General features: G+C 64.4%; 27 protein-coding genes and 2 tRNA genes. 14 read left to right on the forward strand and 15 right to left on the reverse strand.

Annotated features, from left to right (window positions below):
- Positions 1 to 4: 4 nt before the first annotated feature.
- Genes KXR83_RS01910 through rpmH form a run of 5 tightly spaced genes read right to left on the reverse strand, consistent with a single transcriptional unit; the run spans position 5 to position 2,802 of the window.
- Positions 5 to 604 (reverse strand): protein jag, encoded by a 600-nt coding sequence (locus tag KXR83_RS01910; RefSeq protein ID WP_437423345.1) that lies wholly within the window; start codon positions 602 to 604, stop codon positions 5 to 7.
- Between the two features lie 47 nt (positions 605 to 651).
- Positions 652 to 1,884: a membrane protein insertase YidC gene (gene yidC / locus KXR83_RS01915; protein WP_437423346.1), complete on the reverse strand. Its 1,233-nt coding sequence runs from the start codon at positions 1,882 to 1,884 to the stop codon at positions 652 to 654.
- Positions 1,885 to 1,888: 4 nt separating this feature from the next.
- On the reverse strand, positions 1,889 to 2,248 hold the full coding sequence (yidD, locus tag KXR83_RS01920; protein ID WP_437423347.1) for a membrane protein insertion efficiency factor YidD: 360 nt from the start codon (positions 2,246 to 2,248) through the stop codon (positions 1,889 to 1,891).
- On the reverse strand, positions 2,248 to 2,616 hold the full coding sequence (gene rnpA / locus KXR83_RS01925) for a ribonuclease P protein component (protein ID WP_437423348.1): 369 nt from the start codon (positions 2,614 to 2,616) through the stop codon (positions 2,248 to 2,250). The genes yidD and rnpA overlap by 1 nt, the downstream gene beginning before the upstream one ends.
- A 42-nt stretch (positions 2,617 to 2,658) precedes the next feature.
- The gene (gene rpmH / locus KXR83_RS01930) at positions 2,659 to 2,802 is read right to left on the reverse strand and encodes a 50S ribosomal protein L34 (RefSeq protein ID WP_081729590.1); all 144 of its coding nucleotides are present in this window, start codon (positions 2,800 to 2,802) and stop codon (positions 2,659 to 2,661) included.
- Between the two features lie 434 nt (positions 2,803 to 3,236).
- On the opposite strand from rpmH, the gene dnaA reads away from it, so the two are divergent.
- The 12 genes from dnaA (at position 3,237) to KXR83_RS01990 (ending at position 17,103) form a co-directional block, all read left to right on the forward strand.
- Positions 3,237 to 4,871: a chromosomal replication initiator protein DnaA gene (gene dnaA, locus KXR83_RS01935; RefSeq protein WP_437423349.1), complete on the forward strand. Its 1,635-nt coding sequence runs from the start codon at positions 3,237 to 3,239 to the stop codon at positions 4,869 to 4,871.
- A 735-nt stretch (positions 4,872 to 5,606) separates the two neighbouring features.
- Complete coding sequence (gene dnaN, locus KXR83_RS01940; RefSeq protein WP_099382810.1) at positions 5,607 to 6,776, forward strand: DNA polymerase III subunit beta; 1,170 nt, start codon at positions 5,607 to 5,609, stop codon at positions 6,774 to 6,776.
- A 184-nt stretch (positions 6,777 to 6,960) separates the two neighbouring features.
- Complete coding sequence (gene gnd / locus KXR83_RS01945) at positions 6,961 to 7,857, forward strand: phosphogluconate dehydrogenase (NAD(+)-dependent, decarboxylating) (RefSeq protein WP_116916346.1); 897 nt, start codon at positions 6,961 to 6,963, stop codon at positions 7,855 to 7,857.
- Positions 7,858 to 7,877: 20 nt separating this feature from the next.
- On the forward strand, positions 7,878 to 9,050 hold the full coding sequence (recF, locus tag KXR83_RS01950; RefSeq protein WP_437423350.1) for a DNA replication/repair protein RecF: 1,173 nt from the start codon (positions 7,878 to 7,880) through the stop codon (positions 9,048 to 9,050).
- On the forward strand, positions 9,050 to 9,646 hold the full coding sequence (locus tag KXR83_RS01955; protein ID WP_437423351.1) for a DUF721 family protein: 597 nt from the start codon (positions 9,050 to 9,052) through the stop codon (positions 9,644 to 9,646). Before recF ends, KXR83_RS01955 begins: the two co-directional genes overlap by 1 nt.
- Before the next feature lie 382 nt (positions 9,647 to 10,028).
- Positions 10,029 to 12,065 (forward strand): DNA topoisomerase (ATP-hydrolyzing) subunit B, encoded by a 2,037-nt coding sequence (gene gyrB / locus KXR83_RS01960; protein WP_437423596.1) that lies wholly within the window; start codon positions 10,029 to 10,031, stop codon positions 12,063 to 12,065.
- Positions 12,066 to 12,113: 48 nt separating this feature from the next.
- Entirely contained in the window at positions 12,114 to 14,621 is a 2,508-nt protein-coding gene (gyrA, locus tag KXR83_RS01965) for a DNA gyrase subunit A (RefSeq protein ID WP_023954152.1), read from the forward strand.
- A gap of 23 nt (positions 14,622 to 14,644) precedes the next feature.
- Positions 14,645 to 15,694, forward strand: a complete 1,050-nt coding sequence (locus KXR83_RS01970; RefSeq protein ID WP_437423352.1) for a DUF3566 domain-containing protein — start codon at positions 14,645 to 14,647, stop codon at positions 15,692 to 15,694.
- Positions 15,695 to 15,759: 65 nt separating this feature from the next.
- A tRNA-Ile gene (locus KXR83_RS01975) sits at positions 15,760 to 15,833 on the forward strand.
- A 49-nt stretch (positions 15,834 to 15,882) separates the two neighbouring features.
- Positions 15,883 to 16,011 carry a hypothetical protein gene (locus tag KXR83_RS01980; protein ID WP_281504639.1) on the forward strand — a complete coding sequence of 43 codons (129 nt, stop codon included), beginning with the start codon at positions 15,883 to 15,885 and terminating at the stop codon, positions 16,009 to 16,011.
- Between the two features lie 10 nt (positions 16,012 to 16,021).
- Positions 16,022 to 16,094: transfer RNA gene (locus KXR83_RS01985), tRNA-Ala, on the forward strand.
- 82 nt (positions 16,095 to 16,176) lie between these two features.
- Positions 16,177 to 17,103, forward strand: a complete 927-nt coding sequence (locus KXR83_RS01990; RefSeq protein ID WP_437423353.1) for an LLM class F420-dependent oxidoreductase — start codon at positions 16,177 to 16,179, stop codon at positions 17,101 to 17,103.
- Positions 17,104 to 17,134: 31 nt separating this feature from the next.
- Here KXR83_RS01990 and KXR83_RS01995 read toward each other — a convergent pair whose 3' ends face one another.
- From KXR83_RS01995 to KXR83_RS02030, 8 genes are all read right to left on the reverse strand, one after another.
- The gene (locus KXR83_RS01995; protein WP_437423354.1) at positions 17,135 to 17,677 is read right to left on the reverse strand and encodes a DUF1707 SHOCT-like domain-containing protein; all 543 of its coding nucleotides are present in this window, start codon (positions 17,675 to 17,677) and stop codon (positions 17,135 to 17,137) included.
- 49 nt (positions 17,678 to 17,726) lie between these two features.
- Positions 17,727 to 18,392, reverse strand: a complete 666-nt coding sequence (locus KXR83_RS02000) for a DUF4190 domain-containing protein (protein WP_437423355.1) — start codon at positions 18,390 to 18,392, stop codon at positions 17,727 to 17,729.
- A 46-nt stretch (positions 18,393 to 18,438) separates the two neighbouring features.
- On the reverse strand, positions 18,439 to 19,056 hold the full coding sequence (locus KXR83_RS02005; RefSeq protein ID WP_437423356.1) for a hypothetical protein: 618 nt from the start codon (positions 19,054 to 19,056) through the stop codon (positions 18,439 to 18,441).
- 64 nt (positions 19,057 to 19,120) lie between these two features.
- A complete protein-coding gene (locus tag KXR83_RS02010) occupies positions 19,121 to 19,852 on the reverse strand; it encodes a GAF and ANTAR domain-containing protein (protein WP_437423357.1) in 732 nt (243 codons plus the stop codon).
- 69 nt (positions 19,853 to 19,921) lie between these two features.
- A complete protein-coding gene (locus KXR83_RS02015; RefSeq protein ID WP_437423358.1) occupies positions 19,922 to 20,707 on the reverse strand; it encodes a GAF and ANTAR domain-containing protein in 786 nt (261 codons plus the stop codon).
- 25 nt (positions 20,708 to 20,732) lie between these two features.
- The gene (locus KXR83_RS02020) at positions 20,733 to 21,545 is read right to left on the reverse strand and encodes a GAF domain-containing protein (RefSeq protein ID WP_437423359.1); all 813 of its coding nucleotides are present in this window, start codon (positions 21,543 to 21,545) and stop codon (positions 20,733 to 20,735) included.
- A gap of 150 nt (positions 21,546 to 21,695) precedes the next feature.
- On the reverse strand, positions 21,696 to 21,950 hold the full coding sequence (locus KXR83_RS02025; RefSeq protein WP_062796051.1) for a DUF6480 family protein: 255 nt from the start codon (positions 21,948 to 21,950) through the stop codon (positions 21,696 to 21,698).
- Entirely contained in the window at positions 21,947 to 22,144 is a 198-nt protein-coding gene (locus KXR83_RS02030; protein WP_437423360.1) for a hypothetical protein, read from the reverse strand. Before KXR83_RS02030 ends, KXR83_RS02025 begins: the two co-directional genes overlap by 4 nt.
- 165 nt (positions 22,145 to 22,309) lie before the next feature.
- Between KXR83_RS02030 and KXR83_RS02035 the strand changes: the two genes are divergently transcribed.
- Together KXR83_RS02035 and KXR83_RS02040 are read left to right on the forward strand one after the other, a co-directional pair.
- Positions 22,310 to 22,849, forward strand: coding sequence for a peptidylprolyl isomerase (locus KXR83_RS02035; RefSeq protein WP_437423361.1), 540 nt, complete (start codon positions 22,310 to 22,312; stop codon positions 22,847 to 22,849).
- A 46-nt stretch (positions 22,850 to 22,895) separates the two neighbouring features.
- Complete coding sequence (locus KXR83_RS02040; RefSeq protein ID WP_437423362.1) at positions 22,896 to 23,783, forward strand: rhomboid family intramembrane serine protease; 888 nt, start codon at positions 22,896 to 22,898, stop codon at positions 23,781 to 23,783.
- A 25-nt stretch (positions 23,784 to 23,808) separates the two neighbouring features.
- On the opposite strand, the gene KXR83_RS02045 is transcribed toward KXR83_RS02040, so the two are convergent.
- Positions 23,809 to 24,270 carry a PH domain-containing protein gene (locus KXR83_RS02045; protein ID WP_437423363.1) on the reverse strand — a complete coding sequence of 154 codons (462 nt, stop codon included), beginning with the start codon at positions 24,268 to 24,270 and terminating at the stop codon, positions 23,809 to 23,811.
- 70 nt (positions 24,271 to 24,340) lie between these two features.
- The gene (gene crgA / locus KXR83_RS02050) at positions 24,341 to 24,631 is read right to left on the reverse strand and encodes a cell division protein CrgA (protein WP_023959067.1); all 291 of its coding nucleotides are present in this window, start codon (positions 24,629 to 24,631) and stop codon (positions 24,341 to 24,343) included.
- Positions 24,632 to 24,710: the final 79 nt, after the last annotated feature.

Here is a 24,710-nt window from a genome sequence, read left to right on the forward strand (position 1 = left end):
TCGATCAGGACTTCAGGACAACAACCCGACGATTGGGTTCGGCCCCTTCGCTCTCGGAGTAGACGCCACTGACAGCGGCGACCGCGTCGTGAACGATCTTGCGCTCGAACGGTGACATCGGATCGAGCGTCTCGCGTTCGCCACTCTCCAGCACTCGTTCAGCGACTTCAGTACCGAGCCGGGCCAGACGCTCCCGACGATCAGCACGCCACCGTGCGACATCAAGCATGAGACGGCTACGGTCGCCCGTGGTGCGCTGCACCGCCAGGCGGGTCAACTCCTGCAACGCGTCCAGGATTTCGCCGTTCTTTCCGACGAGCTTCACCAGATCCGCACCGCCGTCGATGCTCACCACAGCACGGTCACCGTCTACGTCCAGATCGATGTCGCCATCGAAGTCCAGGACATCAAGCAACTGCTCGAGGTAGTCGCCCGCGATCTCGCCCTCTTCGACCAAACGCTCCTCGTCGGTCATGTCTGGATCTCTGGTGGAGTCTTCATCGGACACCGCCTCGTCCGACACGGGCTCCTCGGACACATGGTCCTTGGACGCCGGCTGATCGACCAGATCGTCGACAGCAACGTCCTTCGTCTCTGCACTCATCGAACTACCCTCGCTTTGCACTCTTTCGGGAACCGACCGCTCATGGGTCAGCGCCTCTTTTTACGACGTTGTTGGTTGCCACCGCGTTGACCGCCTGGCCCGGAGGCCGGCCGTCCGGACGCGGGCTTCTTTGCACCGTTTGATCCAGGGGAGCCGCCGGCCTTCGGAGTACCGCCCTTGGGTGAACCGCTCTTGGTCTTGTCCGTACCCGAAGCGGTCGCACCGTTGGACGAGGTCTTCGACAGGTCCACCTCATCGTCGGTCGACGCGTCCTTCGACATGTTCACGGCTGCGCCCTTATCGCCTGCGGCGTCGGTCTTCGACTTGCCTGCCGGTTTCGCTCCCGGCTTCGGCTTGGACGATACTGCCGGCTTCGCACCGGGCTTGGGGGCGTTGTTCGACCGCTTCTCGAGTTTGGCAGCCTTCTCGGCTTCCTCTTCCTTCTCGATGTTGCCGAACACGATGTGCTGCTGAACGTAGGTCCACAAGTTGTTCGACACCCAGTAAAGAAGGATGGCGACCGGGAAGAACGCGCCCGACACCAGGATGCCCAGAGGGAAGACGTACAGCGCGAGGTTGTTCATGATGCGCGTCTGCGGATTCTCCATTGCCGCCGCACTCTGCCGGGCAACGGACGCACGGGAGTTCATGTGCGTCGCGATGGAGGAGATGATCACCAGAGGGATCACCAGGATGATGATGTTCATCCGCGTGAAGTCGATGGACCCGTCAGCGCTGAACGCCACCCACTCCGAGGTGGGCTGAATGATGTACGACGAGAGCGGCACACCGAACAACCGCGCGTCGAGGAAGTTCTGAACCAGCTCGGGGTTGAAGATGTAGTTGCCGTATGACCGGGTTTCCTCGGCCGTCATGCCCAGCTGGCCGAAGCCGGTGCCCATCCGGTTGAACGAGCGCAGCACGTGGAACAGACCGATGAACACCGGGATCTGTGCCAGCATCGGCAGACATCCGAGCAGGGGATTGAACCCGTGCTCCTTCTGCAGCTTCTGCATCTCCTCGGTCATCTTGACCCGGTCTTTGCCGTACTTCTTGCGGATCGCCTGCATCTGCGGCTGGATCTCTTGCATCTTCCGCGTGGTGCGGATCTGCTTCACGAACGGCTTGTAGAGGATCGCGCGCAAGGTGAATACAAGGAAGACCACCGACAGGGCCCAGGCGATGCCGGAGCCCCCGGGGGAGTCGGGGAGAACATGGCTGAACAGCCAGTGCCACACCCACATGATCGCCGAGACCGGCCAATAGATGAAATCGAGCACGTCGTCAGTTCCTCACTGTTACAGCAGATTCCGGCTCACAGGCCGAGGGTTCATCAGGCTTGGGTTCCGTCGGCGACGATGTGTGGCCACGCCGCTCGGGAATGGGGTCGTAACCCGGCTTGTGCCAGGGACCGCACTTGAGCAGCCGGACCACCGACAACCAGCCGCCGTACAGCACTCCGTATTCGGTGAGCGCCTCGACCGCATACGTACTGCAGGAGGGCTCGAACCGGCACGTCGGCATCCGCATGGGGGAGATCCACGTGCGATACAGCTCGATCAAGAAGATGACGGCGCGCCGCGGCCAGGTCCGCACGCTCACACCTGAGCGGACTTCCTGATCGGACGACACCGACTGAGACATCACACGGTCGATTCGAGACGACGCTCGGCTTTGGCGACGGCCGCCGTGAGCTGTCGTTCCAGTTCCGGTTCGGGGCACGTGGCGCTACCGGGTAGCGCACGCACGACCACCAGCGTGCTCGGGTCGCACCGGTCCACCAGGGGACGTGCAGCCGCACGAAGCCGTCGGGCAACCGCGTGACGAACCACGGAATTGCCCACCGACTTGCCGACGATCAGACCGATCCGTGGACCACCGTGGGTGACGAAGTTTGGGGACTCGGGTACCAGCACGTGCGCCACCACATCACGCCGACCAACCCGCACCCCATTTTTGAGAGTGCGGGTGAAGTCCGATCGCCGGGTGATCCGGTTAGGTGGGGCCAACACGTGTGTTGCGGCCGGCTGCGCGGGCTGCGGTACCGTGTCGGCTCAGGCCGTCAGGCTCGAGCGTCCCTTGCGACGACGGGTGTTGACGATCGCGCGACCCGCACGGGTACGCATACGCAGCCGGAATCCGTGCACGCGTGCACGACGACGGTTGTTCGGCTGAAAGGTCCGCTTGCCCTTGGCCACGGTGAAACTCCTCGTGTGACGGGCTCGCGTCCATGATTGAGCCCAGCTTGTTAATAGGTGGTCTGGTCGCTACCCCGATGCTTCGGCTCCCGAACCACTCGCGAGTGGTTCACCTCAGCCGGAATCGACGTTCGGCGACCGTTCGAGACTACTGACTCGCCAACGGCCGGTCAAACCGCCTCCGTACCACGAAGCGCGCTGCGACCTGCGGTATCGGCGGACGACACGCCTTGATCGGCCGGATTCTTGCCTTTACCTGCAACATGTGGTGATCAGTTGTGAGCCCCGGCCAATCTCTGTTAACTTCACCCAAGCTATCCACCCGGGGCGGAATCGCGACAACCCTTTCTGGGTTCGCTGCCAGTCTCGCTGTTCCTCCACACCTGTGGATAACGGTGTGGACAATTGGTGACGAACCACAAAGAGGGATGACCATGCCAGCCGATTCGGATCACGATTCGTTCAGTGTGATCTGGCGCAACGTGGTCACCGAACTCAATGACGACACGTCTCCCGGTAGCTATCCCCTCTCCAAACAGCAGAAGGCGTGGCTCTCGCTCGTCCGGCCGCTGACACTCGCCGAAGGCTTCGCGCTCCTCACCGTTCCCACCCCGCGGGTCCAGGAACAGATCGAACGCGGATTGCGGGAACCGATCGTGTCGGCCCTCAGTCGCCACCTCGGTCATTCGGTGGATCTCGCGGTGCGCATCGATCCGATCGCAGCCGACGCCTACGAGCCCGAACCTCCCACCGCGCCCGAGTCGGTCGCGGCAAACGGCCGGCCCCACCGCATCGACGACATCGGGGGTGGCCCCCGGATGAACGGGGACTCCCGCATCGACGCCGGACCACGGCTCGAGGGCGAGTCCCGCAACGTCCATTCGATGGCTTCGCCGCCGCCGGAGACCTTCGCCGACCGCGACCGCGACATCAGCGGCGGCGCCGGTGGAGACTGGCCGAGTTACTTCAACACCGACTCCGGTTCCAGGCGCCACGTCGACTCGTCGCGCAGCAGCACGTCGGGCAACTCCAGCGGCGACTCCAGTCTGAACTCGAAGTACACCTTCGAGACGTTTGTCATCGGTGCCTCGAACCGCTTTGCGCACGCCGCGGCCGTCGCCATCTCCGAGGCACCTGCCCGCGCCTACAACCCTCTGTTCATCTGGGGAGAATCCGGCCTCGGAAAAACTCACCTGCTCCACGCTGCAGGCCACTACGCGCAGCGGTTGTTCCCCGGCATGCGGGTGAAGTACGTGTCGACCGAAGAGTTCACCAACGACTTCATCAACTCGCTTCGTGATGACAGGCGAGTGGCGTTCAAGCGCCGCTACCGGGACATGGACGTGTTACTCGTCGACGACATCCAGTTCCTCGAGGGCAAAGAAGGCATCCAGGAAGAGTTCTTCCACACCTTCAACACCCTGCACAACGCGAACAAGCAGATCGTGGTGTCGTCCGATCGGCCTCCGAAACAGCTTGCGACACTTGAAGATCGGCTGCGAACCCGTTTCGAATGGGGTCTCATCACCGACGTCCAGCCGCCCGAGCTGGAAACCCGCATCGCCATCTTGCGCAAGAAAGCGCAGATGGACGACATCCGCGTGCCCGACGACGTCCTCGAGCTCATCGCGTCGAAGATCGAACGGAACATCCGCGAACTCGAAGGTGCGCTGATCCGCGTGACCGCTTTCGCGTCGCTCAACCACTCCGAGCTCGACACGGCCCTGGCCGATGTGGTGCTGCAAGCGCTGTTACCCGATTCGGCCAGTCTGGAGATCACCGCGGCGACCATCCTTGCGGTCAATGCCGAGTACTTCGACATCAGCATCGAAGAGCTGCGTGGGCCCGGCAAGACCCGCTCGATTGCCCAGGCACGGCAGATCGCAATGTATCTGTGTCGCGAACTCACCGACCTGTCACTGCCCAAGATCGGGGAGACATTCGACCGTGATCACACCACTGTGATGTACGCGGACAAGAAGATTCGCAAAGAGATGACCGAGCGTCGGCGCGTGTACGACCAGGTCCAGGAACTCACCGCCAGGATCAAACAGCGCTCACGCCGCTGACACCTGTCGTCTCACCCCTTCTGATCTTCGCCCGGGCGCCCTTGTTTTCCCGGGCGCCGTTCTTCTCCCGCACGCCCAGAACGCCTCTGCGTGGCCCGGTGCTGCTTCCTCGCTGATCTCTGCGTCCTGTCTCACCCTCGATGATCACAATGCGTCGCTTACACCCACGTCCATGCCGGCGCCCCGGCCTCCGAAAGCACGCCTCCGGAGACCACATCCCACCCGGCGTGCTTCGCCGAAAACGACAAGTCTCGACCACTCCCGCAGACTTTTCAGACTTGTCATCCCATTCCCTGGTGATCTGCGCGACCCGATCTGCCTGTGTACAAGCCCGTGGATAACTACCAAAATCTGTGGATAGACAGTGGACCGTTCCCGCGGAGCCGGGTTGTGTTCACATGTACTTCAACTTCACGCGACATCGGCCAACGTTTCGCCCCCAGGCCCGCAGACCGGCCACCAGCCAACAAGACCTGTCATCCACAGATTTCACAGGACCTATTACTAAGAAGAATTTCTCTCTTAACAACACTCTTTAAAAGAAGGTGTGTGCACAACCCTCCTCCACAGGTCTCACAAGACATCCGGGACGTCGTCGCGAGCGCACCCCATCGCCACCGAATACTTGTCATCCGCTTTAGAGTGGAGACCCTGACGCCTGCGCTCGGAGGAGTTCACCGCCCGCCGGCGACCTCTTGCGCAGTGGAACGATCAACCAGAAGGAAACTGAAGACGATGAAGTTTCGGGTGACTCGCGACGAGTTCGCAGATTCGGTCGCGTGGGTTGCACGCAGCCTGCCCAGCCGACCACCGGTTCCGGTCCTCGGCGGTGTCTTGCTGACCGTGACCGAGACCGGACTGTCCGTCTCGGGTTTCGACTTCGAGGTCTCGGCACAGGTGAACGTCTCGGCCGAGGTCGCCGACGAAGGACAGGTCCTGGTGTCGGGCAAGTTGCTGGCCGACATCACGCGCGCTCTCCCAGCCAAGCCCGTCGACGTGCAACTCGACGGAACCCGCGTCGCGATCGTCTGCGGGAGCGCGAAGTTCTCGTTGCCGACGATGCCGGTGGAGGACTATCCGCAGCTTCCCGAGGTGCCCGACAACACCGGCTCGATCCCGGCCGATGTCTTCGCCGAGGCGATCACCCAGGTCGCGGTGGCTGCCGGCCGCGACGACACCTTGCCGATGCTCACCGGTATCCGCCTGGAGATCGACAACGAGACCGTGGTGCTCGCCGCGACCGACCGTTTCCGGTTGGCAGTTCGTGAACTCACCTGGAAGCCGGAAGTCGCGGGTACCACCTCCGCTGTTCTTGTCCCGGCGAAGACACTTGCCGAAGCGGCTCGCACGGCCGGATCCGATGGGACCTCGGCCGTCGGTCTGGCCTTCGGATCAGGTGGCAGCATCGGCGCCGATGGGCTGCTGGGCATCCTCGGATCGGGCCGTCGCACCACCACCCGACTGCTGGATGCGGAGTTCCCGAAGTTCCGTCAGCTGCTGCCCCCCACCCACACGTCGGTGGCCAACATCGAGATCGCACCGCTGACCGAGGCCATCAAGCGTGTGGCCCTGGTCGCCGAGCGCGGTGCGCAGGTGCGGCTCGAGTTCGGTGAGGACACCGTGCTGCTCACCGCCGGTGGCGATGACGCAGGTCGCGCCGAGGAACAGCTGGATGTGAAGTTCTACGGCGACCCCCTGACCATCGCGTTCAACCCGGGTTACCTGCTCGACGGACTCACGTCGCTGCATTCGTCCACCGTCGACTTCGGGTTCACCACACCGTCGAGGCCGGCAGTGTTGCGGCCGGGTGCCGAGACCGAGCCGGTGACCGACGAGAACGGCGCATACGCCGCACCCAACAGCGAGTACACCTACCTGCTGATGCCGGTTCGGCTTCCGGGCTGATCTGTCGACGACACCGCGCCAGATGACCAGGTCGGTGGGAAAGGTCAGCGCGCCGAGCCACACTGACCGAGAATGAGTGCGGTGACCAGCGACTGACGCTGGTTGCCCGAGCGTTGATCCGACTCGAATCGATTCGCGGCCATCTGACCGCGAGGACCGTGACTGGCAAAGGACTGGTGAGACCATGCAGCTGGGTTTGGTGGGATTGGGAAAGATGGGCGGGTTCATGCGAACCCGGGTCAAGAACGCCGGAATCGAGGTCATCGGATACGACCCACGTCCCGAGGTCACCGATGTCGCATCGCTTGCCGAATTGGCTTCCGCGCTCGACGCCCCGAGGATCATCTGGGTGATGGTGCCCTCGGGTGAACCCACGCGTTCCACCGTCCGGACGCTCTCGGACATCCTCTCGCCAGGCGATCTTGTCATCGATGGCGGCAACTCCAAGTACACCGACGACGCCATCAACGCAGAACTGTTGAGCACCAAGGGAATCCGTTACGTCGATTGCGGAGTGTCCGGCGGTATCTGGGGCTTGGAGAACGGTTATGGCCTGATGTGCGGCGGTGCGAAAGAAGACGTCGAACGAGCAATGCCGATCTTCGACGCGCTGCGGCCCCCCGGTGAGCGGGCCGACGGATTTGTCCACGCCGGACAGGTCGGAGCCGGCCACTACGCCAAGATGGTGCACAACGGCATCGAATACGGACTGATGCACGCCTACGGCGAGGGCTACGAAATCCTCGACGCCGAACCGCTCATCGAAGACGTCACCGGCACCCTGCGGGCCTGGACCAACGGCACGGTCGTCCGGTCCTGGCTTCTCGAGCTGCTGGTCAAGGCACTGCAGGAAGATCCCGGCCTCGCCGAGATCTCCGATTACACCACCGATTCCGGCGAGGGTCGGTGGACGGTGGAAGAAGCCATCAGGCATTCGGTACCCGCCAATGTCATCTCCGCGGCGCTCTTTGCACGCTTCGCCTCACGCCAAGAAGGCGGCTCACCCGCCCTCAAAGCGGTGTCAGCCCTGCGCAACCAGTTCGGCGGACACTCGGTGGTTCCGAAGTCGTCGGGCGACTGACCGGGAGTTGATCTGAGCAGGTGTACGTCCGCAATCTGTCGCTGCGCGACTTCCGTTCCTGGGATGAGGTCTCCATCGAACTCAGCCCGGGCACAACACTTTTCGTGGGGCGAAACGGATTCGGCAAGACCAACCTGCTCGAGGCGCTTTACTATGTTGCCGGCTTGCGTTCGCATCGGGTGAGTACTGATCAGCCCCTGATCCGCACCGGGGCAGACCAGGCCCGGGTCACCGCGACGGTGGAGAACGACGGCCGTGAATTGACGGTGGACCTGGTGATCGGCGGAGCTCGCAGCAACAAGGCCGCCATCAACGGTGCGCCGTGCCGAAGGCCACGCGATGTGCTGGGGATCCTGCGCGCGGTGATGTTCGCCCCCGAGGACCTGTCGCTGGTGCGCGGCGATCCGGGGGAGCGACGTCGGTTCGTCGACGAACTGGTGGCCATGCGGGGTCCTCGGTGGGCCGCCGCCAAGTCCGACTACGACCGGGTATTGCGTCAGCGGGCCGCTCTGCTCAAGACGGCGGCGGCCGCCCTGCGCAGGGGTGGCAATGACGCCGAGTCGGTGATCAGCACCCTGGACGTGTGGGACGCCCAGCTCGCCGCCTACGGCGCCCAGGTGAGCGCCGCGCGGATCGATTTGGTGAACCAACTGGAACCCCATGTGGCACAGGCGTATTCAACAATCGCGCCCCATTCTCGGCCGGCGAACATGCGCTACCGGTCGTCGGCGTCGATCGATGTGATCCCGCCGGACGGGGAGAAGGCCGATGTGGACTACATCGAAGCGGCACTGCTCAGCGACCTCGCGGCACTGCGTCAAAAAGAGATAGACCGTGGTGTGACCCTGGTCGGGCCGCACAGAGACGACGTCGAGCTCCTGCTCGGCACCGAGCCGGCGAAAGGGTTCGCCAGTCACGGCGAGTCATGGTCCATGGCCCTGTCACTGCGGCTTGGCTCTGTCGAATTGGTGCGTGCCGACGGCGTCGAACCAGTACTGATGCTCGACGACGTGTTCGCCGAACTCGATGCCAAGCGCCGCGAGAAGCTCGCCGACGTCGCGGCCGGAGCCGAACAGGTGCTCATCACCGCAGCGGTCGCCGACGACATCCCCTCTCAGATCGGCGGCAGGACCGTCGCGGTGAATATCATCGAGTCGGCAGGCGTTCGGACGTCGGAATTGGTGGTCGGGTGATGACCGAGGAACCCAGCAAGGGACAAGAGCCGGGCACGAGCGGCGAGTCCGGTGGCGGCGGAGGTGGCGGCAGGTCCGAGGGCAGCGGCTACGACATGGCTCGCAAAGCTCTCGAAGACGCCCGGGCCGCTGCTCGCGCGGCCGGTAAATCCGTCGGTCAGGGCCGCGCGTCTCCTGGCAGACGGACGGCCGCACCGCGCAAAACCACCCGTAGATCGTGGACCGGTGCCCACCCCGACCCCTACGACCCGCAACCTCTCGGTCGTGTCGCCGGAGGTCTCGCCGGCCGTCGCGGCTGGAACGCCAAGCTCAGTGAGGGAACCGTCTTCGGTGCGTGGGACCGGATCGTCGGCGCCGAGATCGCGGCGCACGCGCAGCCCAAAGCGTTGCGAGACAAGGTTTTACACGTTACGGCGGAGTCGACTGCCTGGGCCACCCAACTACGGCTCATCCAGAGCCAGATCCTTGCCAAGATCGCGGCCTCGGCCGGCCACGGGGTGGTCACGAGCCTGCGGATCACCGGTCCGCAGAGCCCGTCCTGGCGCAAAGGCGAACGTCATGTCCGTGGTCGGGGACCCCGCGACACCTACGGCTAGACACGGATTCGGCGAACCGGCCACGAATCCCGTCAGAACGTGGACGACGTACCCGCTGTGTCGGTCGGACTAGGTCTCATCCGAGAAAATCCGTCTGCGGACAAGTCAGGGGTGTTGCAGGGCCATTCCTTGTCGCCTTACCCAGTAGTATGTAGAGAGTTGCCCCGAACCGGGGTAGACCGCCGCATGGGAACCCCGGGAGCAGAACAGCGATGGCTGCCGGGTGCGTACCGCGTGGTGTGACTCAATGGCGATGTAAGGAGCGGACGCACTCGTGGCCGACAGCACCGAACCCCAGAATCCGGAAGATCCGGCAAACCCGGAGGCGAACAAGAAGGCCCCGGCGAAGAAGAAGGGGAACAGCGAATACGGTGCCGACTCGATCAGCATTCTCGAGGGTCTCGAGGCGGTTCGTAAGCGTCCCGGCATGTACATCGGCTCTACCGGTGAGCGCGGTCTGCACCACCTGATCTGGGAAGTCGTCGACAACTCTGTCGACGAGGCGATGGCCGGCCACGCCACCCGTGTCGACGTCACCCTGCGTGCCGACGGCGCAGTGCAGGTGGTCGATGACGGTCGCGGTATCCCGGTGTCGATGCACAAGACCGGTGTCCCCACGGTCGAGGTCGTCATGACCCAGCTGCACGCGGGCGGAAAGTTCGACTCCGACTCCTATGCGGTGTCCGGTGGTCTGCACGGCGTCGGTATCTCGGTGGTCAACGCACTGTCGACCAAGGTCGAGTTGGAGATCGAACGCGACGGTTTCGTCTGGACCCAGACGTACAACCACGCTGTTCCGAGCCCGCTGGAAAAGGGCAAGGCCTCCCGCAAGACGGGTACCACGGTTCGTTACTGGGCCGACGACAAGATCTTCGAGACCACCACCTACAACTTCGACACCATCGCGCGTCGCCTGCAGGAGATGGCCTTCCTCAACAAGGGCCTGACCATCACCCTGACCGATGAGCGGCCGGCGACCATCGAGGTCGGCGACGCCGAAGACGTCGAGGTGGCCGAGGCCCCCAAGTCCGAGGACGAGCTCGCCGAGGAAGCCGACAACACCGAGCTCGCCGAGGAAGCAGTCGTCGACGCCGACGGCAAGCCGGAGACCTCCAAGAAGAAAAGCCGTACCCGGATCTACCACTACCCGGGTGGTCTCGAGGACTTCGTCCGTCACCTGAACAACCGCAAGACCGCCATCCACAACTCCGTGGTCAGCTTCACGGCCAAGGGCACCGGCCACGAGCTCGAGGTGGCCATGCAGTGGAACAGCGGATACGCCGAGTCGGTGCACACGTTTGCCAACACGATCAACACGCATGAGGGCGGCACCCACGAGGAGGGTTTCCGTTCCGCGCTGACGGCGACCGTCAACAAGTACGCCACCGAGAAGAAGCTCGTGAAAGACAAGGGCGACAAGCTCACCGGTGAAGACATCCGTGAGGGCCTGGCCGCTGTCATCTCGGTGAAGGTCGCCGACCCGCAGTTCGAGGGTCAGACCAAGACCAAGCTCGGCAACACCGAGGTCAAGAGCTTTGTGCAGAAGGTGAGCAACGAGAACCTGGCGCACTGGTTCGAGTCGAACCCTGCCGAGGCGAAGATCATCATCCGCAAGGCAGTGGAGTCGGCGAACGCCCGGCTGGCCGCCCGCAAGGCACGAGAGTTGGTGCGCCGCAAGAGCGCCAACGACATCGGTGGGTTGCCGGGCAAGCTCGCGGACTGCCGCAGCAAGGACCCGAGCAAATGCGAGGTCTACATCGTGGAGGGCGACTCGGCCGGCGGCAGCGCCAAGTCGGGGCGCGACTCGATGTACCAGGCGATCCTGCCGATCCGCGGAAAGATCATCAACGTCGAAAAGGCGCGCATCGACCGTGTTCTCAAGAACACCGAGGTGCAGTCGATCATCACCGCCTTCGGCACCGGTATCCACGACGAGTTCGACATCAGCAAGTTGCGCTACCACAAGATCGTGCTGATGGCCGACGCCGACGTTGACGGACAACACATCTCGACCCTGTTGATGACGTTGCTGTTCCGTTTCATGCGACCACTGGTGGAGCACGGTCACGTCTATCTGGCGCAGCCGCCGCTGTACAAACTCAAGTGGCAGAAGGGTGCACCGCCGGAGTTCGCGTACTCCGATCGTGAGCGCGATGGTCTCCTCGAGGCCGGCGCCCAGGCCGGCAAGAAGATCAACAAGGACGACGGCATCCAGCGGTACAAGGGTCTCGGCGAGATGAATGCCAAGGAGTTGTGGGAGACCACGATGGACCCCTCGGTGCGTGTTCTGCGTCAGGTGACGCTCGATGACGCCGCCGCCGCCGACGAACTGTTCAGTGTGCTGATGGGGGAGGACGTGGTGGCCCGGCGCAGCTTCATCGCCCGCAACGCCAAAGACGTTCGCTTCCTGGATGTCTGACGGACTCCACTTCCATCTGCTTCGACCTGACACGACGAAAGTGAACTGATGACCGACACCTTGCCACCGGACAGTGGCGCCGGAGACCGCGTCGAGCCGGTAGACATCCAGCAGGAGATGCAGCGCAGCTACATCGATTACGCGATGAGCGTCATCGTCGGCCGCGCGCTGCCCGAGGTCCGCGACGGACTCAAGCCGGTGCACCGCCGACTGCTCTATGCGATGAACGACGCCGGGTTCCGGCCCGACCGCAGTTACGTCAAGTCGGCCAAGCCGGTCGCCGAGACCATGGGTAACTACCACCCGCACGGCGACACCGCGATTTACGACGCGCTGGTGCGGTTGGCACAGCCGTGGTCGATGCGGTATCCGCTGGTCGACGGCCAGGGCAACTTCGGTTCCCGCGGCAACGACGGCGCGGCCGCGATGCGGTACACCGAGGCCCGCCTGACGCCGCTCGCCATGGAGATGTTGCGTGACATCGGCGAGGAGACAGTCGATTTCACACCCAACTACGACGGCAAGACCCAGGAACCGACGGTCCTGCCCTCACGGGTGCCGAACCTCCTCATCAACGGGTCGAGCGGTATCGCGGTGGGTATGGCCACCAACATCCCGCCGCACAACCTCGGTGAGGTGGCCGACGCCATCTTCTGGGCACTCGACAACTACGAGGCCGACGAGGAGAGCACCCTCGAAGCCTGCATGGAACGCATCAAGGGGCCCGACTTCCCAACCGCTGGACTGATTGTCGGCGGCCAGGGCATCCGCGACGCGTACACCACCGGCCGGGGCAGCATCCGTATGCGAGGCGTGGTGCGGATCGAGGAGAACAAGGGTGCCACCACCCTCGTCATCACCGAGCTGCCGTACCAGGTGAACCCCGACAACATGATCCTGTCGATCGCCGAACAGGTGAACGAGGGAAAACTCAAGGGCATCAGCAGGATCGATGACGAGTCGTCGGACCGTGTCGGCATGCAGATCGTGGTCACGCTGCGCCGCGACGCCGTGGCCAAGGTGGTGCTGAACAACCTCTACAAGCACAGCCAGCTGCAGACCAGTTTCGGCGTGAACATGCTCTCGATCGTGGACGGTGTTCCGCGAACGTTGCGCCTGGACAAGATGATCCGCCTGTATGTCGAGCATCAGATCGACGTCATCATCCGGCGCACCCGCTACCGGCTGCGTAAAGCCGAGGAGCGGGCCCACATCCTGCGTGGTCTGGTCAAAGCCCTTGACGCACTTGATGAGGTCATCGCGCTGATCCGGCGGTCGCAGACCGTCGACCTGGCGCGCACCGGTTTGATCGAGCTGCTCGACGTCGACGAGATCCAGGCCGACGCCATCTTGGCGATGCAGCTGCGCAGGCTCGCTGCTCTGGAACGGCAGAAGATCGTCGACGAGTTGGCGGAGATCGAGATCGAGATCGCCGACTACAAGGACATCCTCGCCAAGCCGGAGCGTCAGCGCGCCATCGTGCGCGACGAACTGGCCGAGATCGTCGAGAAGTTCGCCGACGAGCGACGCACGAAAATCATTGCCGCAGACGGGGATGTGTCCGACGAAGACCTCATAGCCCGCGAAGACGTGGTGGTCACCATCACCGAAACCGGCTATGCCAAGCGGACGAAGACCGATCTCTACCGCAGCCAGAAGCGCGGCGGTAAAGGTGTGCAGGGCGCCGGTCTCAAGCAGGACGACATCGTCCGGCACTTCTTCGTGTGCTCCACACACGACTGGATCCTGTTCTTCACCACCAAGGGCCGGGTCTACCGGGCGAAGGCGTACGAACTGCCGGAGGCCAACCGCACCGCCCGTGGCCAGCACGTCGCCAACCTGCTGGCATTCCAGCCCGAGGAGCGCATCGCCCAGGTCATCCAGATCAAGAGTTACGAGGATGCGCCCTATCTGGTGCTCGCAACCCTCAACGGTCTGGTGAAGAAGTCCCGTCTGGTGGACTTCGACTCCAACCGCTCCGGCGGCATCTTCGCGATCAACCTGCGCGGTGAGGACGAATTGGTGGGCGCACAGTTGTGCAGCGCCGACGACGACCTCTTGCTCGTGTCGACGAAGGGACAGTCGATCCGCTTCTCGGCCACCGACGACGTCCTGCGTCCGATGGGAAGGCAGACCTCGGGTGTCCAGGGCATGCGGTTCAACGACGACGACCAGTTGTTGTCGTTGAACGTGGTCCGCGAGGACACCTACCTGCTGGTCGCGACATCGGGTGGCTACGCCAAGCGCACCGCGATGAGCGATTACCCCGTGCAGGGTCGCGGCGGCAAGGGCGTCCTGACGATTCAATACGACAAACGCCGCGGCGCGTTGGTCGGCGCAGTGATCGTCGACGACGACAGTGAGCTCTACGCGATCACCTCCGGGGGCGGCGTCATCCGCACCGGTGCGCGGCAGGTTCGCAAGGCCGGACGCCAAACCAAGGGCGTCCGCCTGATGAACCTGGGCGAAGGAACTACGCTCTTGGCTATTGCCCGCAATGCCGACGAGCCGGACGAACCGGCTGACACGCAGAACGGGCCGGCCGGCAAGAAGTAGCTGAGGCGAACGCAAAGGAACGCATGAGCACAACTGACGAGCCCAACGAACCCAAGGTCGCGGGCGAACCGAACGGCACCAGTGGGCCGCCGAAAGGTCCGCAGGGATCGTCGGGCAGCGGTGGTGAGCAGGACAAGGCGGCCTCCGCCGCGGCGAACTCCTCGGCCAACGGCGCACGTCCTTCGGTGTCAGTGCAGGATCAGGCGCCGCGGCCGGACGCTGGTCAGGGTCAGGCACCGGCCCAGGGTCGGCCTCCCGGCAACGGGACCGGCCCTGGTGGCGTGCCTCCGTGGCAGCGTGCCGGCTCGCAAGGCGGTCAGGGGCAGCCCACCGGCCCCGGGCAGCCGTCGGCATCGGCAACCGGCCCACAGCCGCAGATCAAGCAGCAACCCCAGCAGCCACCTCAGCAGGGGTCGGGCCGGGGCCCTGCCGGCCCGCCTCCGGGTCGTCAGCCCGGTCCGGGTGCCTCGGCGCAGACCACCAAACGCCCGGTGATCACTGGCACCGCAGCACCCAAGCTGCCGGGCTCGGAGACCGACGCGACCAGTCGGTCTCCGCTGTCGAAGCCGATCGATGGCCCGACCCGCAACATCGACCGGCGGGACCTTCCGCAGGAAGATCTGCCCGACCTCGATGCCATCCATCATCCGGAGGCCTCGCAGCCGGCCAATAGGTCGTTCGAGGCGATGCCGTCGCCGAGTGCCATGGGTCCGTTGCGCGCTGCCGTTCAGATCCGCCGGATCGACCCCTGGTCGGCGTTCAAGGTGTCGGCGGTGCTCTCGGTCGCCTCGTTCTTCATCTGGATGATCGCGGTGGGTGTGCTGTATCTCATCCTCGACGGCATGGGCGTCTGGGATCAGCTGAACAACTCCTTCGGCACGCTGGTGTCCAGTGACACCACGGCGGAATCCTCGTTCGAGATCAGCGCCGGAGGGGTGTTCGGTATCGCGGCTCTGATCGGTGCGGTCAACGTCGTGCTGTTCACCGCTCTGGCCACCGTCGGATCATTCATCTACAACCTGTCGTCCGACCTCGTGGGTGGTGTGGAGGTAACGCTCGCCGACCGCGACTGAGGGGCTTTTGACCAGCCGTTTTGTCGCGGAGGCACGCAGTCGGGTAATCTCTGACTTCGGTTCACGGGCCTATAGCTCAGGCGGTTAGAGCGCTTCGCTGATAACGAAGAGGTCGGAGGTTCAAGTCCTCCTAGGCCCACTGTGACGACGAACCGAACCAAGGGACCACCACCCAAGGGGATGAGCGGATGAAGGCAGTTGCACTAGCGATCGCCGCAGTCGCACTCGTCGTCGCGGGCCTGCTCACGGAATCTCGGCGCAACATCGAGGTGTGGCATGGTCTACCCGAAGGTCAGAGAGATCTGACAGCCGGTTGATCCGGCAAACGGGGCCTTAGCTCAGTTGGTAGAGCGCTGCCTTTGCAAGGCAGATGTCAGGAGTTCGAATCTCCTAGGCTCCACAAAGAACGAACTGCACCACCCTGATTCGGCCGTCAGGCCCCCGAGGTGGCGAACGCGATCAAAGCCCGTAAGAGTGGCTGTATGGATTTGCGAATATTTGTAGAACCCCAGCAAGGCGCCACCTACGACGACCAGCTCGCGGTCGCGAGAACCGCAGAGGCGGGCGGATTCGGGGCGTTCTTCCGTTCCGACCACTACCTGGCCATGAATGTCGAGGGCTTGCCCGGCCCCACCGATGCATGGACCACGCTGGCCGGCCTCGCCCGCGAGACCAGCACCATTCGGTTGGGCACCCTGGTGTCCTCGGCCACCTTTCGCCATCCGGGCCCGCTCGCGGTGACCGTCGCCCAGGTGGATCAGATGTCGGGCGGTCGGGTGGACTTCGGGCTCGGCGCTGGTTGGTATGCCGCCGAACACGAGGCCTATGCGATCCCGTTCCCGGATCTTCGTGAACGGTTCGACCGACTCACCGAGCAGCTCGCCGTCATCTCCGGATTGTGGACTACGCCGATCGGGGAGAAGTTCTCGTATTCGGGCGATCACTACACCGTCACCGACTCCCCGGCATTGCCCAAGCCCGTCCAGTCGCCCGCACCGCCCATCGTCATCGGCGGCGCCGGGAAGAAGCGTTCAGCGGCCCTGGCCGCGCAGTACGCTGCCGAGTTCAACGTGCCCTTTGCGCCCGTGGAGGACGTCGAGGCGGCGTTCGGACGGGTCCGGGCCGCCTGTACCGACCGGGGCCGCCCGGCCGACGACCTGACGTACTCAGCGGCGCTGGTGGTGTGCGCCGGGCGTTCCGATGCCGAGCTGGCCCGCCGAGCCGACAACATCGGACGCGGGCTCGATGATCTGCGCCGAGATGGCCTGGCGGGATCACCGGACGAGATCGTGGACAAGATCGGCACCTACGCGGCCATCGGCGCCACGAGGATCTACTTGCAGGTGCTCGACATGTCCGACCTCGAGCACGTCGAGTTCATCGCCGAGACGGTGATCCCGCAGCTCTGATCTCGCAGCGCTTCGACCGCGTGAGCGTCGTTCAGTAGCCGAAGTCCCGGCGTCGGCGTGACTCGATCTCACGTCGGCGCCGGACTTCGGCCTGATCGAGGTGTCCGTCGTCGTCGTAATCCACGTCGTCACCGCCTGCTTGGCCGGACCAGATGCGGATACCGCCGAGGACAAGCGGGAAGACGATGAACACCAGCCAGGCGTTGGGGACGTCGAACACCACCTGCAGCAGGAGAAAGAGCAGCAAAGTACCGCCGCCGGCAAACAGGTTCAGGGTTTGTATCAGCTTCCTGCCAGGTCCGTTCTGGACCCGATTGCGAGGTGCCTGGGCAGCGGAGGCATCACGTGCGAACGCAGGTGCCGACGATCCTGAGCCGAACGGAGTGGGCTCGGGTAGATCACCGAAGAGCTCGTCGAGTTCTGAACGGGTGTGCGCGGCCGCGGCCAACTGAACGCGTTCCTCGTACTCGGTGTGGTCGAGTCGACCACTGGTGAAATGCTCACCGAGTGCGTCGAGGGCGCGACCCCGCTCATCGTTGCCGATACGGATGTCGCGGGTCTTGTCATCGTCCATGCGGCAATTCGATCACGCGCCGGCGGTCCGTGCCCTGTGGTTGAAGCGCTCAGTTGCCTTGGCCGACGATGTACAGATAGCCGGCGAGCACCAAGATGCCCGCTGCCAGATAGAGATACCCGACCCACAGGGCGGCGACCGCGAAGGGCATACCCTGCTCGCCGGTCCGCCGGATCTGTGAGCGCGCAACGTGACCGCAGATGATCCCGATCAACGAGGTGACTCCCAGCACCGACAAGATCAAGGCGACGATGGCGGTGACATTCGTCTTGTTGGATCGCGACGCGGGCGCAGGGCTCATCTCGGCTCCGGACTCCTGATCTGCTGGGTGGTCGCCCTGCGGACCGTCATAACGGGTTTCTGCCGGATCAGACGTCTGCGAATAGGCACTGCTCAACGGCGCGGGGGAGGCACCGAGACCAGCTGCGGGACCGCTCAGTGGTGCCGGAGAGGAGGGAGGCGGTTGACGTCGCCGAGGATCTTCTCGTGGGCGGTCGGCCGGGCCGGGATTGAAGGGCGGGGGCCCACTGGGACCAGGGCGTGGTGCGTAACCACGAGCCGGCTCGGGCGGACGACCACCTTGCGGGGCCGGAGCCTGAGGGGGACCGGGCCGGTAACCCGGCGGTGGGCCTTCGGCAGGTCCGGTGCGCGGTTGCCATGCCGGGATGGGCTCGCCATGGCGGCGTCGGTTGCCCTCGCCGTTCTCAACACTCATCCGTCACACCGTACCTGCCGCAGCGACCTCGGCTGCTGCACCAACCTCAATTGGCGGATTGCCCGTTCGTGGACTGACCGGCGGGGTCGACGGACTCGGCTTCGGTCTCGACAACCGGCACGTCGGCCAGACGCGGGGGAGCAGCGGCCACCGATGGCGGTTGCGGACGCGTACGACGACTGATCGCGAATGCGGCCGCACCTGCACCCACCAGCCCGACCACGATCAAAGCGATCCTCAGTCGACGACGAGAAGGAGCTTTTGTGGTCACCAGCTGGGTCGGGAGCGCCTCGACGAGTCCGGCGCGTTCGAGGGCATCGACAACGGTGGGATTGCTGATCGTCACGGGGAGCACGTCGGCGGCCCGGTCGCGGTACGCAGCGGTGAGTTCGCGAGCCTCGGCGGCGAGCTCGGACTCCTTCGAACGCGCCTGGGCCGCGACCTTCTTGGCGCCGGCGAGTGCAACATTGCCTGCTCCTCGGGTGGCGGCGGAGGCACCGAGCAGCGACTTGCGCGCGCCGGCGACGCTCAATCCGGCAGACCCACGGGTGAGGTTCGACAACCCGGCCACGGTCTGTCGACCACCGAGCTTCACCCGCTGCCCGGCGCTGCGGGCGGCGGCACGTTGACGGACCGCTTTCAATTCGGATTCGAGTTTGCTCATGAAACCTCCTCGGTGAAACCAATGCGGACTGTTGTCCACCCTAGTGGGCGCAGACAGACGAAACTCATCGGTGCTCGGCCCGCGGGGTCCTCGGCGGATCGACAGCAGGGTGTTCCCGGCGAACCAGCTGCCGGCATACGTCCACCAGACGCGTATTCGATTCCTGCGACAGCTTTTTGAGCAGATCGAATGCCTGCACGGCGTCGAGGTCGTACCGCTCCATGATCATGCCCTTGGCCTGGCCGATGATGTCGCGTGATGCCAGCGCACTCTCGAACTCGTCGTGACGACGGGCGGCGTAGAGCGCGACAGCGGCGTGGGTGGCATGCATCAGGCCGACCTCTTCGGCACCATCGGTAAAGGCAAATGCGTTGTCCGCGTAAAGGTTCAGTGCACCGTTGGCCTCACGGTCGGAGTACAGCCGGAAAGACAGCGCCGACCGGATCGGTGTCGCCGCCTGTGCGGCGGACGAGAAAGCTGGCCAACGCTTTTCGTCGCAGAGATCGTCGACGCGAATGGTGTGCTGATGTGCTGCCGCATCAACACAGGGCCCTTCACCGAGCTCACCCTGCAAGTGGTCGAGCCGTCGCGCAGCGCGTGAGGTCGCGGCAGTGGAGGTGATCTTCTTGCGTTTGGTGATGACGGTGATCCCGGCGTGATCGGCGCCGGGAACATGCTCGACCGCGCTGTGGGTGAGGCCTTCGAGGACCGATGCGATGCTCTCGGGAAGGCGCGTGCGGATGTGGCCGGCAAGTTCTTCGGTCACCGCCCGCAGATCGCTGTGGTGCTCTCTCATCGCTGTCGCCTTTCTCCCTCAGCCGCCACCGGGCTCACATGGACAAAGATGCCGATCGAGTTGTCGTGGTCATGTGTCGATCCGGCGAGGGGCCGCAGGATCGGTGGGAGGGGTGAATACGCCCGTCGCCCCGGGGTCGGTCGGCGAGCTGTTCTGCGCTGCCACAACTGCGCGGGCATGCGTCGTCACGGTGACACCATGTGCGCGCGCGAGCCGGGTCAGGAAGTGCCTGGCCTCGACGATCTCGATGCCGCGGTACTCGGCGATGATGCCGATGGCGGTCGCGACCACGCTGGTTCCCTCGAGCACCGTGTCCACCGATTTCGACACCCCCGAGTGACGAACGGTCGAAGCCCCGGTGCTCAGCGCGATGGCCACCAGGTTGGCCAGGATCTGCCCGAACTCACTGGGTTGGCCGGATCCGTCCCAGGGTTGCTCGGTATGGATGACAAGCGAGCCGACCGGGAGCGACAGCGCCTTGATCGGGTAGGCGCGAACCCCGCGTAGCCCCGTCGACAGCGCGCGTTGGCGATAGCTTGGCCATCGGGTGTCGTCAGTGGTGGAGAGGTCGGTGACCAAGGTGACCGCGCCGTCGTGGGCACTGTTGAGTGCGGGCCCGGTTGTGTTGAGCTCGGTGTCCGCACCGACGCCGGCTTGGCATGACTCGGCGACTATGTGCAGGTCGTCGCCTGCGGTGGATTGGCGGTCGTCGCGCAAGACGATGACAGCGGAGTACGCGTCGAAGCCTTCGCGTGCGTGGGTCACGACGGTCTGCAGCAAGGTCGGCAGATCGAAGTCGGTTGTCAGTGTTCCGGTCACATCGGCGATCGCGACCCGGTTCAGCACGTCGCTCATCGGTCGGCCCAGCGAATCATTGAGTTCATGTGTCCTCCAGCTCGGCTTCGTCACGTAGGTTCAGTCGGCGGGCCACCACGTCGTCGGACACGTCTTTGATGGACCTCCCGTGCTGGTACGAATATGCCCGCAGGCGGTCGAGTGCCTCACCGGCCGGCACACCGAGCTGCACGGCCGCCATGCCGGACGCCAGATACACCTGCGACCGCGAGAACGCACCCGGCGCATCGACCTGCGCCTCGCTGAGATTCTCCGCCGCGGCGTCAGCGCCCTCAAAAGCATCACTCCTGGCCAGGTACGCGTCCCAGTTCTGCCGAACGGTGAACGCAGCGGTGGCCGCAATCGTGAGGGCGGCATTGAGCTCATCGACCGCGAGAGCTCCTGCAGTGCGCCTGTACAGCTCCAGCACCCCGAGAGGATTGCCGCTCTCCACTACAGGAAATGCGAAAACCGACCGAATCCCCAGATCACGGGCTTCGCCGACGAACACCGGCCACCGCTCGTTCGCGGAAGGATCGCTCAGATCGGGCAAGAGCTGATTGCTGTGATCATGATAGGCATCGAGGCACGGCCCCTCACCAAGGGTGAACTGCAGCTCGTCGATCTGCTGAGCGGTTCCATCGGTGGCGTAGACGAGGTCTCGGACGCGGCTCGATCGGGTGAGTAGAGCTATCGCAGCGCCGTCGACCCCGGAGAGCCGCACGACGGTCTCACAGAGCTGGCTGATGCCGGTGAACACCGACGGGCCAGCCGCGTTGGTGGTGGATCCGGCTTTGGCTTGATCAGGACCTGCGTCTTCACCCTCGGCCGGCGATCCTCTGTCAGAGGTGCCGTTCATCCTGCGCTCCCATCGCCTCATGTCAAACCTACCCGCCGCACCCACGATGCGTTGGCTCCTTGACCGCCTCAACACCGGTGTCGGCGCCAGAACGCCGCCCACATGACGCCGTCCTCACGGTCGACTTGCGGGCGTTGGCGGTGCGAGTGGCTAGCCCATCTGGGCGATGATCGCGACCGCGCCGGCCGCGAACAGGAGAACCAGGATCACCACTCCGATGATCAACGCAATTCCCGTGGGCGGGAAGTGGTTTCGCGTCCTTGGCTCGGAGTCCGACAAGCCAGAGGTCTGTGGAGCGTCGGGCGGGGTGGACCCCGGCGAGACTCCGCCGCCGGGCTCGAGGCCTGGTGTGTTGGCGGGATCCGGGTTGGGATCGTTGTGGGCCGGCCCGGAACTGCGGGTCATCGGTCCTCGAGTTGTTCGGCCGATGCACCCGCGTATCCCGAGCTGTTGTCCCAGTTGTCGGGCAGGTCGCTGCCGTCTTTCGGGAGTTCGGCCGCGTCGGGAGCGGTGGTTCCGTCAAGGGTTGTGCTCGGCTCCTGCGGTGCCTCGTCGACACCTGGGGTAGCGCCGGAAACGTCCTTCTTAGCGTCGGTCATCGTGTCTCACTTCCGTTTCGACTCGTCACCAGCGAGGATTTCGACGGTGGTGGGGCCGCGACCGCCGGCCGCGGCTCCCGTGAGGTGGGTAATACCCGCGGTGGCGACGGCAAAACCTGACCTGCCTGTTGGCTGACGTCTGCGCCGACGGCGTTCAGTGGCACCATGGAGGCCGTGACCACAGCATTGAAAACCGCAACCGCGACCCTGCACACCAATCACGGTGACATCAGAATCGCCCTGTTCGGTAACCACGCGCCCAAGACCGTCGCCAACTTCACCGGCCTCGCCGACGGGTCGAAGGAGTACTCCAAGCCCAACGCTTCCGGCGGAGACGCCGGGCCGTTCTACGACGGCGCGGTGTTCCACCGCATCATCTCGGGCTTCATGCTCCAGGGCGGTGATCCCACCGGGACCGGCATGGGCGGACCCGGCTACCAGTTCGAGGACGAGTTCCACCCGGAGTTGACCTTCAACCAGCCGTACCTGCTGGCCATGGCGAACGCCGGACCCGGAACCAATGGGTCGCAGTTCTTCATCACCGTCGGCCCGACGCCCCACCTGAACCGCAAGCACACCATCTTCGGTGTGGTCGAGGACGAGGAGTCCCAGAAGGTCGTCAAGGCGATCGAGGCCGTTCCGACCGACCGTCGTGACCGGCCACTGGACGACGTGATCATCGAAAAGGTCACCATCGAGTCCTGATAGACCGCCCTTTGGTCGTGCCGAGCTCTGCTCAGATGAGGTCTGTGTGACATTCCAGAACCCGCCGTCGCCACCCACCCAGGTGTGCGTCCGGCATCCTGACCGGCCGACGGGTCTGGCCTGCAGCCGGTGCGGCCGTCCGGCATGTCCACAATGTCTCACCCCGGCCGCAGTCGGCCAGCACTGTGTCGACTGCGTCCGGGCATCGGGACGTGCCACCCCTCGGGCAACCGTCGTCGGTCCTCGGGGCATCGGGTCGACGACCCCGTGGGCCACCTACGTCCTGCTCGCCGTGAACGTCGCCGTGTTCGCGGCCACCGTGGCGCAGGCCGGCAGCTTCACCGAAGTCCGGGGCTCGCGGATCTTCTACGAGGGCGCGCTCTTCGGGCCCTTCCTCGCCGACGGCGAGTACTGGCGCCTGCTCACCGCGGGCTTCCTGCACTTCTCGTTGATCCATGTCGCGGTCAACATGTTCTCGCTGTACATCCTGGGTCGAGATGTCGAGATCACCTTGGGCACAGCACGATTCGTAGGCATCTATCTGGCGTCGCTGCTCGGTGGCAGCGCCATGGTGATGCTGTTCGAGAACCCGAACGCCATCAACGCCGGAGCTTCGGGAGCCATCTTCGGTCTGATGGGCGCCACCCTGGTGGTGGTGCTACGGGCCAAGGTCCCGGCGGGGTTTGTACTCGGGGTGATCGGGCTGAACATCGTTCTTTCGCTGACCATCCCCAACATCTCGTTGTGGGCGCACCTCGGAGGACTGGTCTTCGGTGCCGCCGCGGCCGCAGGGGTGCTCTATGGCCCCGGCCTTCTGCCGGCCGGGTCGCGTACCGCCCGCAATGTCGCCGCAGTCGGTTGGGCTTCGATCGCCGGGCTGATCGTGCTGGCGTTGCTGATCGGCGTGGTGCGCGCGGCAACACTCACGGTCTGATCTGCTGATCGAACGCGTCGAGCAGCTACTTTCTGGTCTCCACGGGCAATCCGGCTGCGCGTAGAGCATCTGCCACGTCCAGGGGATTGGTCCCGAGGTCCCACCGACCGAGAATCACGAGTCTTTCCCCTTCGCGGGCCGCGGTGTCGTCGAGGTCGAACTCGAGATGCGGCACTTGGCGGCCGTAGCGCGAGTAGGTGAGCACCTGGGCGCGGCGCACCGCTTCAAATGGGTATCTGCGCGCCCCGGTCACGGTGCGGATCTGGATCAGGTGTCCGTCGATGACGGCGAGCCTGGGCCGCACCAGCAGCGCGATCGCGCCGAGCACCACCAACAACAATGCCGCGATCGACATCAGCACCAGTCCGGCCGGGTCTGGAGCAGAGAACGCGGCTGCGCCGCCGAGGAGTATGCCGCCGACCACCATGACCGCGCCCATCGCAGCCGGCGTGGACCAGGCGAGAGAAGGCTGTGCCGAGTTATCCACAGGCCTTATCCACAGTGGGGATGAATTACACACATGTTGTTCAAGACTGTGGATGAACCATAACGGCTGGTCAGCGCCATTTCATGGTCATCAGGAGTCCGGCCACCATGAAACCGAAACCGATCAGGAAGTTCCAGGGTCCCAGCTCGTACATCCAGTTGAGGATCTTGCCGTCGGCGCCGAGCGACTCAGGAGTGGCAACCAGATAGAAGACGATCAGCCACAGCAGTCCCAGCACCATCAGGCCGAGCATGGTGGATACGTACACCGGGCTCGACGGCCCGGTCTTCACCTTGACCGGAGTACGGCTGGCGGGGTTGATCGTGTAATCGGTCTTCTTGCGGACCTTCGACTTGGGCATGGTTTCCTCGGTTCGCGGGCAAAAACGTCTCCCTATAACCTAGCCCACCTGGGATCGACGATGGGAGGCCCTCGCGTGC

The organism is Williamsia muralis, assembly GCF_051487485.1.
Classification (GTDB): Bacteria; Actinomycetota; Actinomycetes; order Mycobacteriales; family Mycobacteriaceae; genus Williamsia; species Williamsia muralis_B.

Coding starts and splice junctions, on each gene's coding strand:
- KXR83_RS01910 (WP_437423345.1), bottom strand. CDS start 604: ATGAGTGCAGAGACGAAGGACGTTGCTGTCGACGATCTGGTCGATCAG.
- yidD (WP_437423347.1), bottom strand. CDS start 2,248: ATGTCTCAGTCGGTGTCGTCCGATCAGGAAGTCCGCTCAGGTGTGAGC.
- dnaA (WP_437423349.1), top strand. CDS start 3,237: ATGCCAGCCGATTCGGATCACGATTCGTTCAGTGTGATCTGGCGCAAC.
- dnaN (WP_099382810.1), top strand. CDS start 5,607: ATGAAGTTTCGGGTGACTCGCGACGAGTTCGCAGATTCGGTCGCGTGG.
- gnd (WP_116916346.1), top strand. CDS start 6,961: ATGCAGCTGGGTTTGGTGGGATTGGGAAAGATGGGCGGGTTCATGCGA.
- KXR83_RS01955 (WP_437423351.1), top strand. CDS start 9,050: ATGACCGAGGAACCCAGCAAGGGACAAGAGCCGGGCACGAGCGGCGAG.
- gyrA (WP_023954152.1), top strand. CDS start 12,114: ATGACCGACACCTTGCCACCGGACAGTGGCGCCGGAGACCGCGTCGAG.
- KXR83_RS01970 (WP_437423352.1), top strand. CDS start 14,645: ATGAGCACAACTGACGAGCCCAACGAACCCAAGGTCGCGGGCGAACCG.
- KXR83_RS01980 (WP_281504639.1), top strand. CDS start 15,883: ATGAAGGCAGTTGCACTAGCGATCGCCGCAGTCGCACTCGTCGTCGCG.
- KXR83_RS01990 (WP_437423353.1), top strand. CDS start 16,177: ATGGATTTGCGAATATTTGTAGAACCCCAGCAAGGCGCCACCTACGAC.
- KXR83_RS01995 (WP_437423354.1), bottom strand. CDS start 17,677: ATGGACGATGACAAGACCCGCGACATCCGTATCGGCAACGATGAGCGG.
- KXR83_RS02000 (WP_437423355.1), bottom strand. CDS start 18,392: ATGAGTGTTGAGAACGGCGAGGGCAACCGACGCCGCCATGGCGAGCCC.
- KXR83_RS02005 (WP_437423356.1), bottom strand. CDS start 19,056: ATGAGCAAACTCGAATCCGAATTGAAAGCGGTCCGTCAACGTGCCGCC.
- KXR83_RS02010 (WP_437423357.1), bottom strand. CDS start 19,852: ATGAGAGAGCACCACAGCGATCTGCGGGCGGTGACCGAAGAACTTGCC.
- KXR83_RS02015 (WP_437423358.1), bottom strand. CDS start 20,707: ATGAGCGACGTGCTGAACCGGGTCGCGATCGCCGATGTGACCGGAACA.
- KXR83_RS02020 (WP_437423359.1), bottom strand. CDS start 21,545: ATGAACGGCACCTCTGACAGAGGATCGCCGGCCGAGGGTGAAGACGCA.
- KXR83_RS02025 (WP_062796051.1), bottom strand. CDS start 21,950: ATGACCCGCAGTTCCGGGCCGGCCCACAACGATCCCAACCCGGATCCC.
- KXR83_RS02030 (WP_437423360.1), bottom strand. CDS start 22,144: ATGACCGACGCTAAGAAGGACGTTTCCGGCGCTACCCCAGGTGTCGAC.
- KXR83_RS02035 (WP_437423361.1), top strand. CDS start 22,310: ATGGAGGCCGTGACCACAGCATTGAAAACCGCAACCGCGACCCTGCAC.
- crgA (WP_023959067.1), bottom strand. CDS start 24,631: ATGCCCAAGTCGAAGGTCCGCAAGAAGACCGATTACACGATCAACCCC.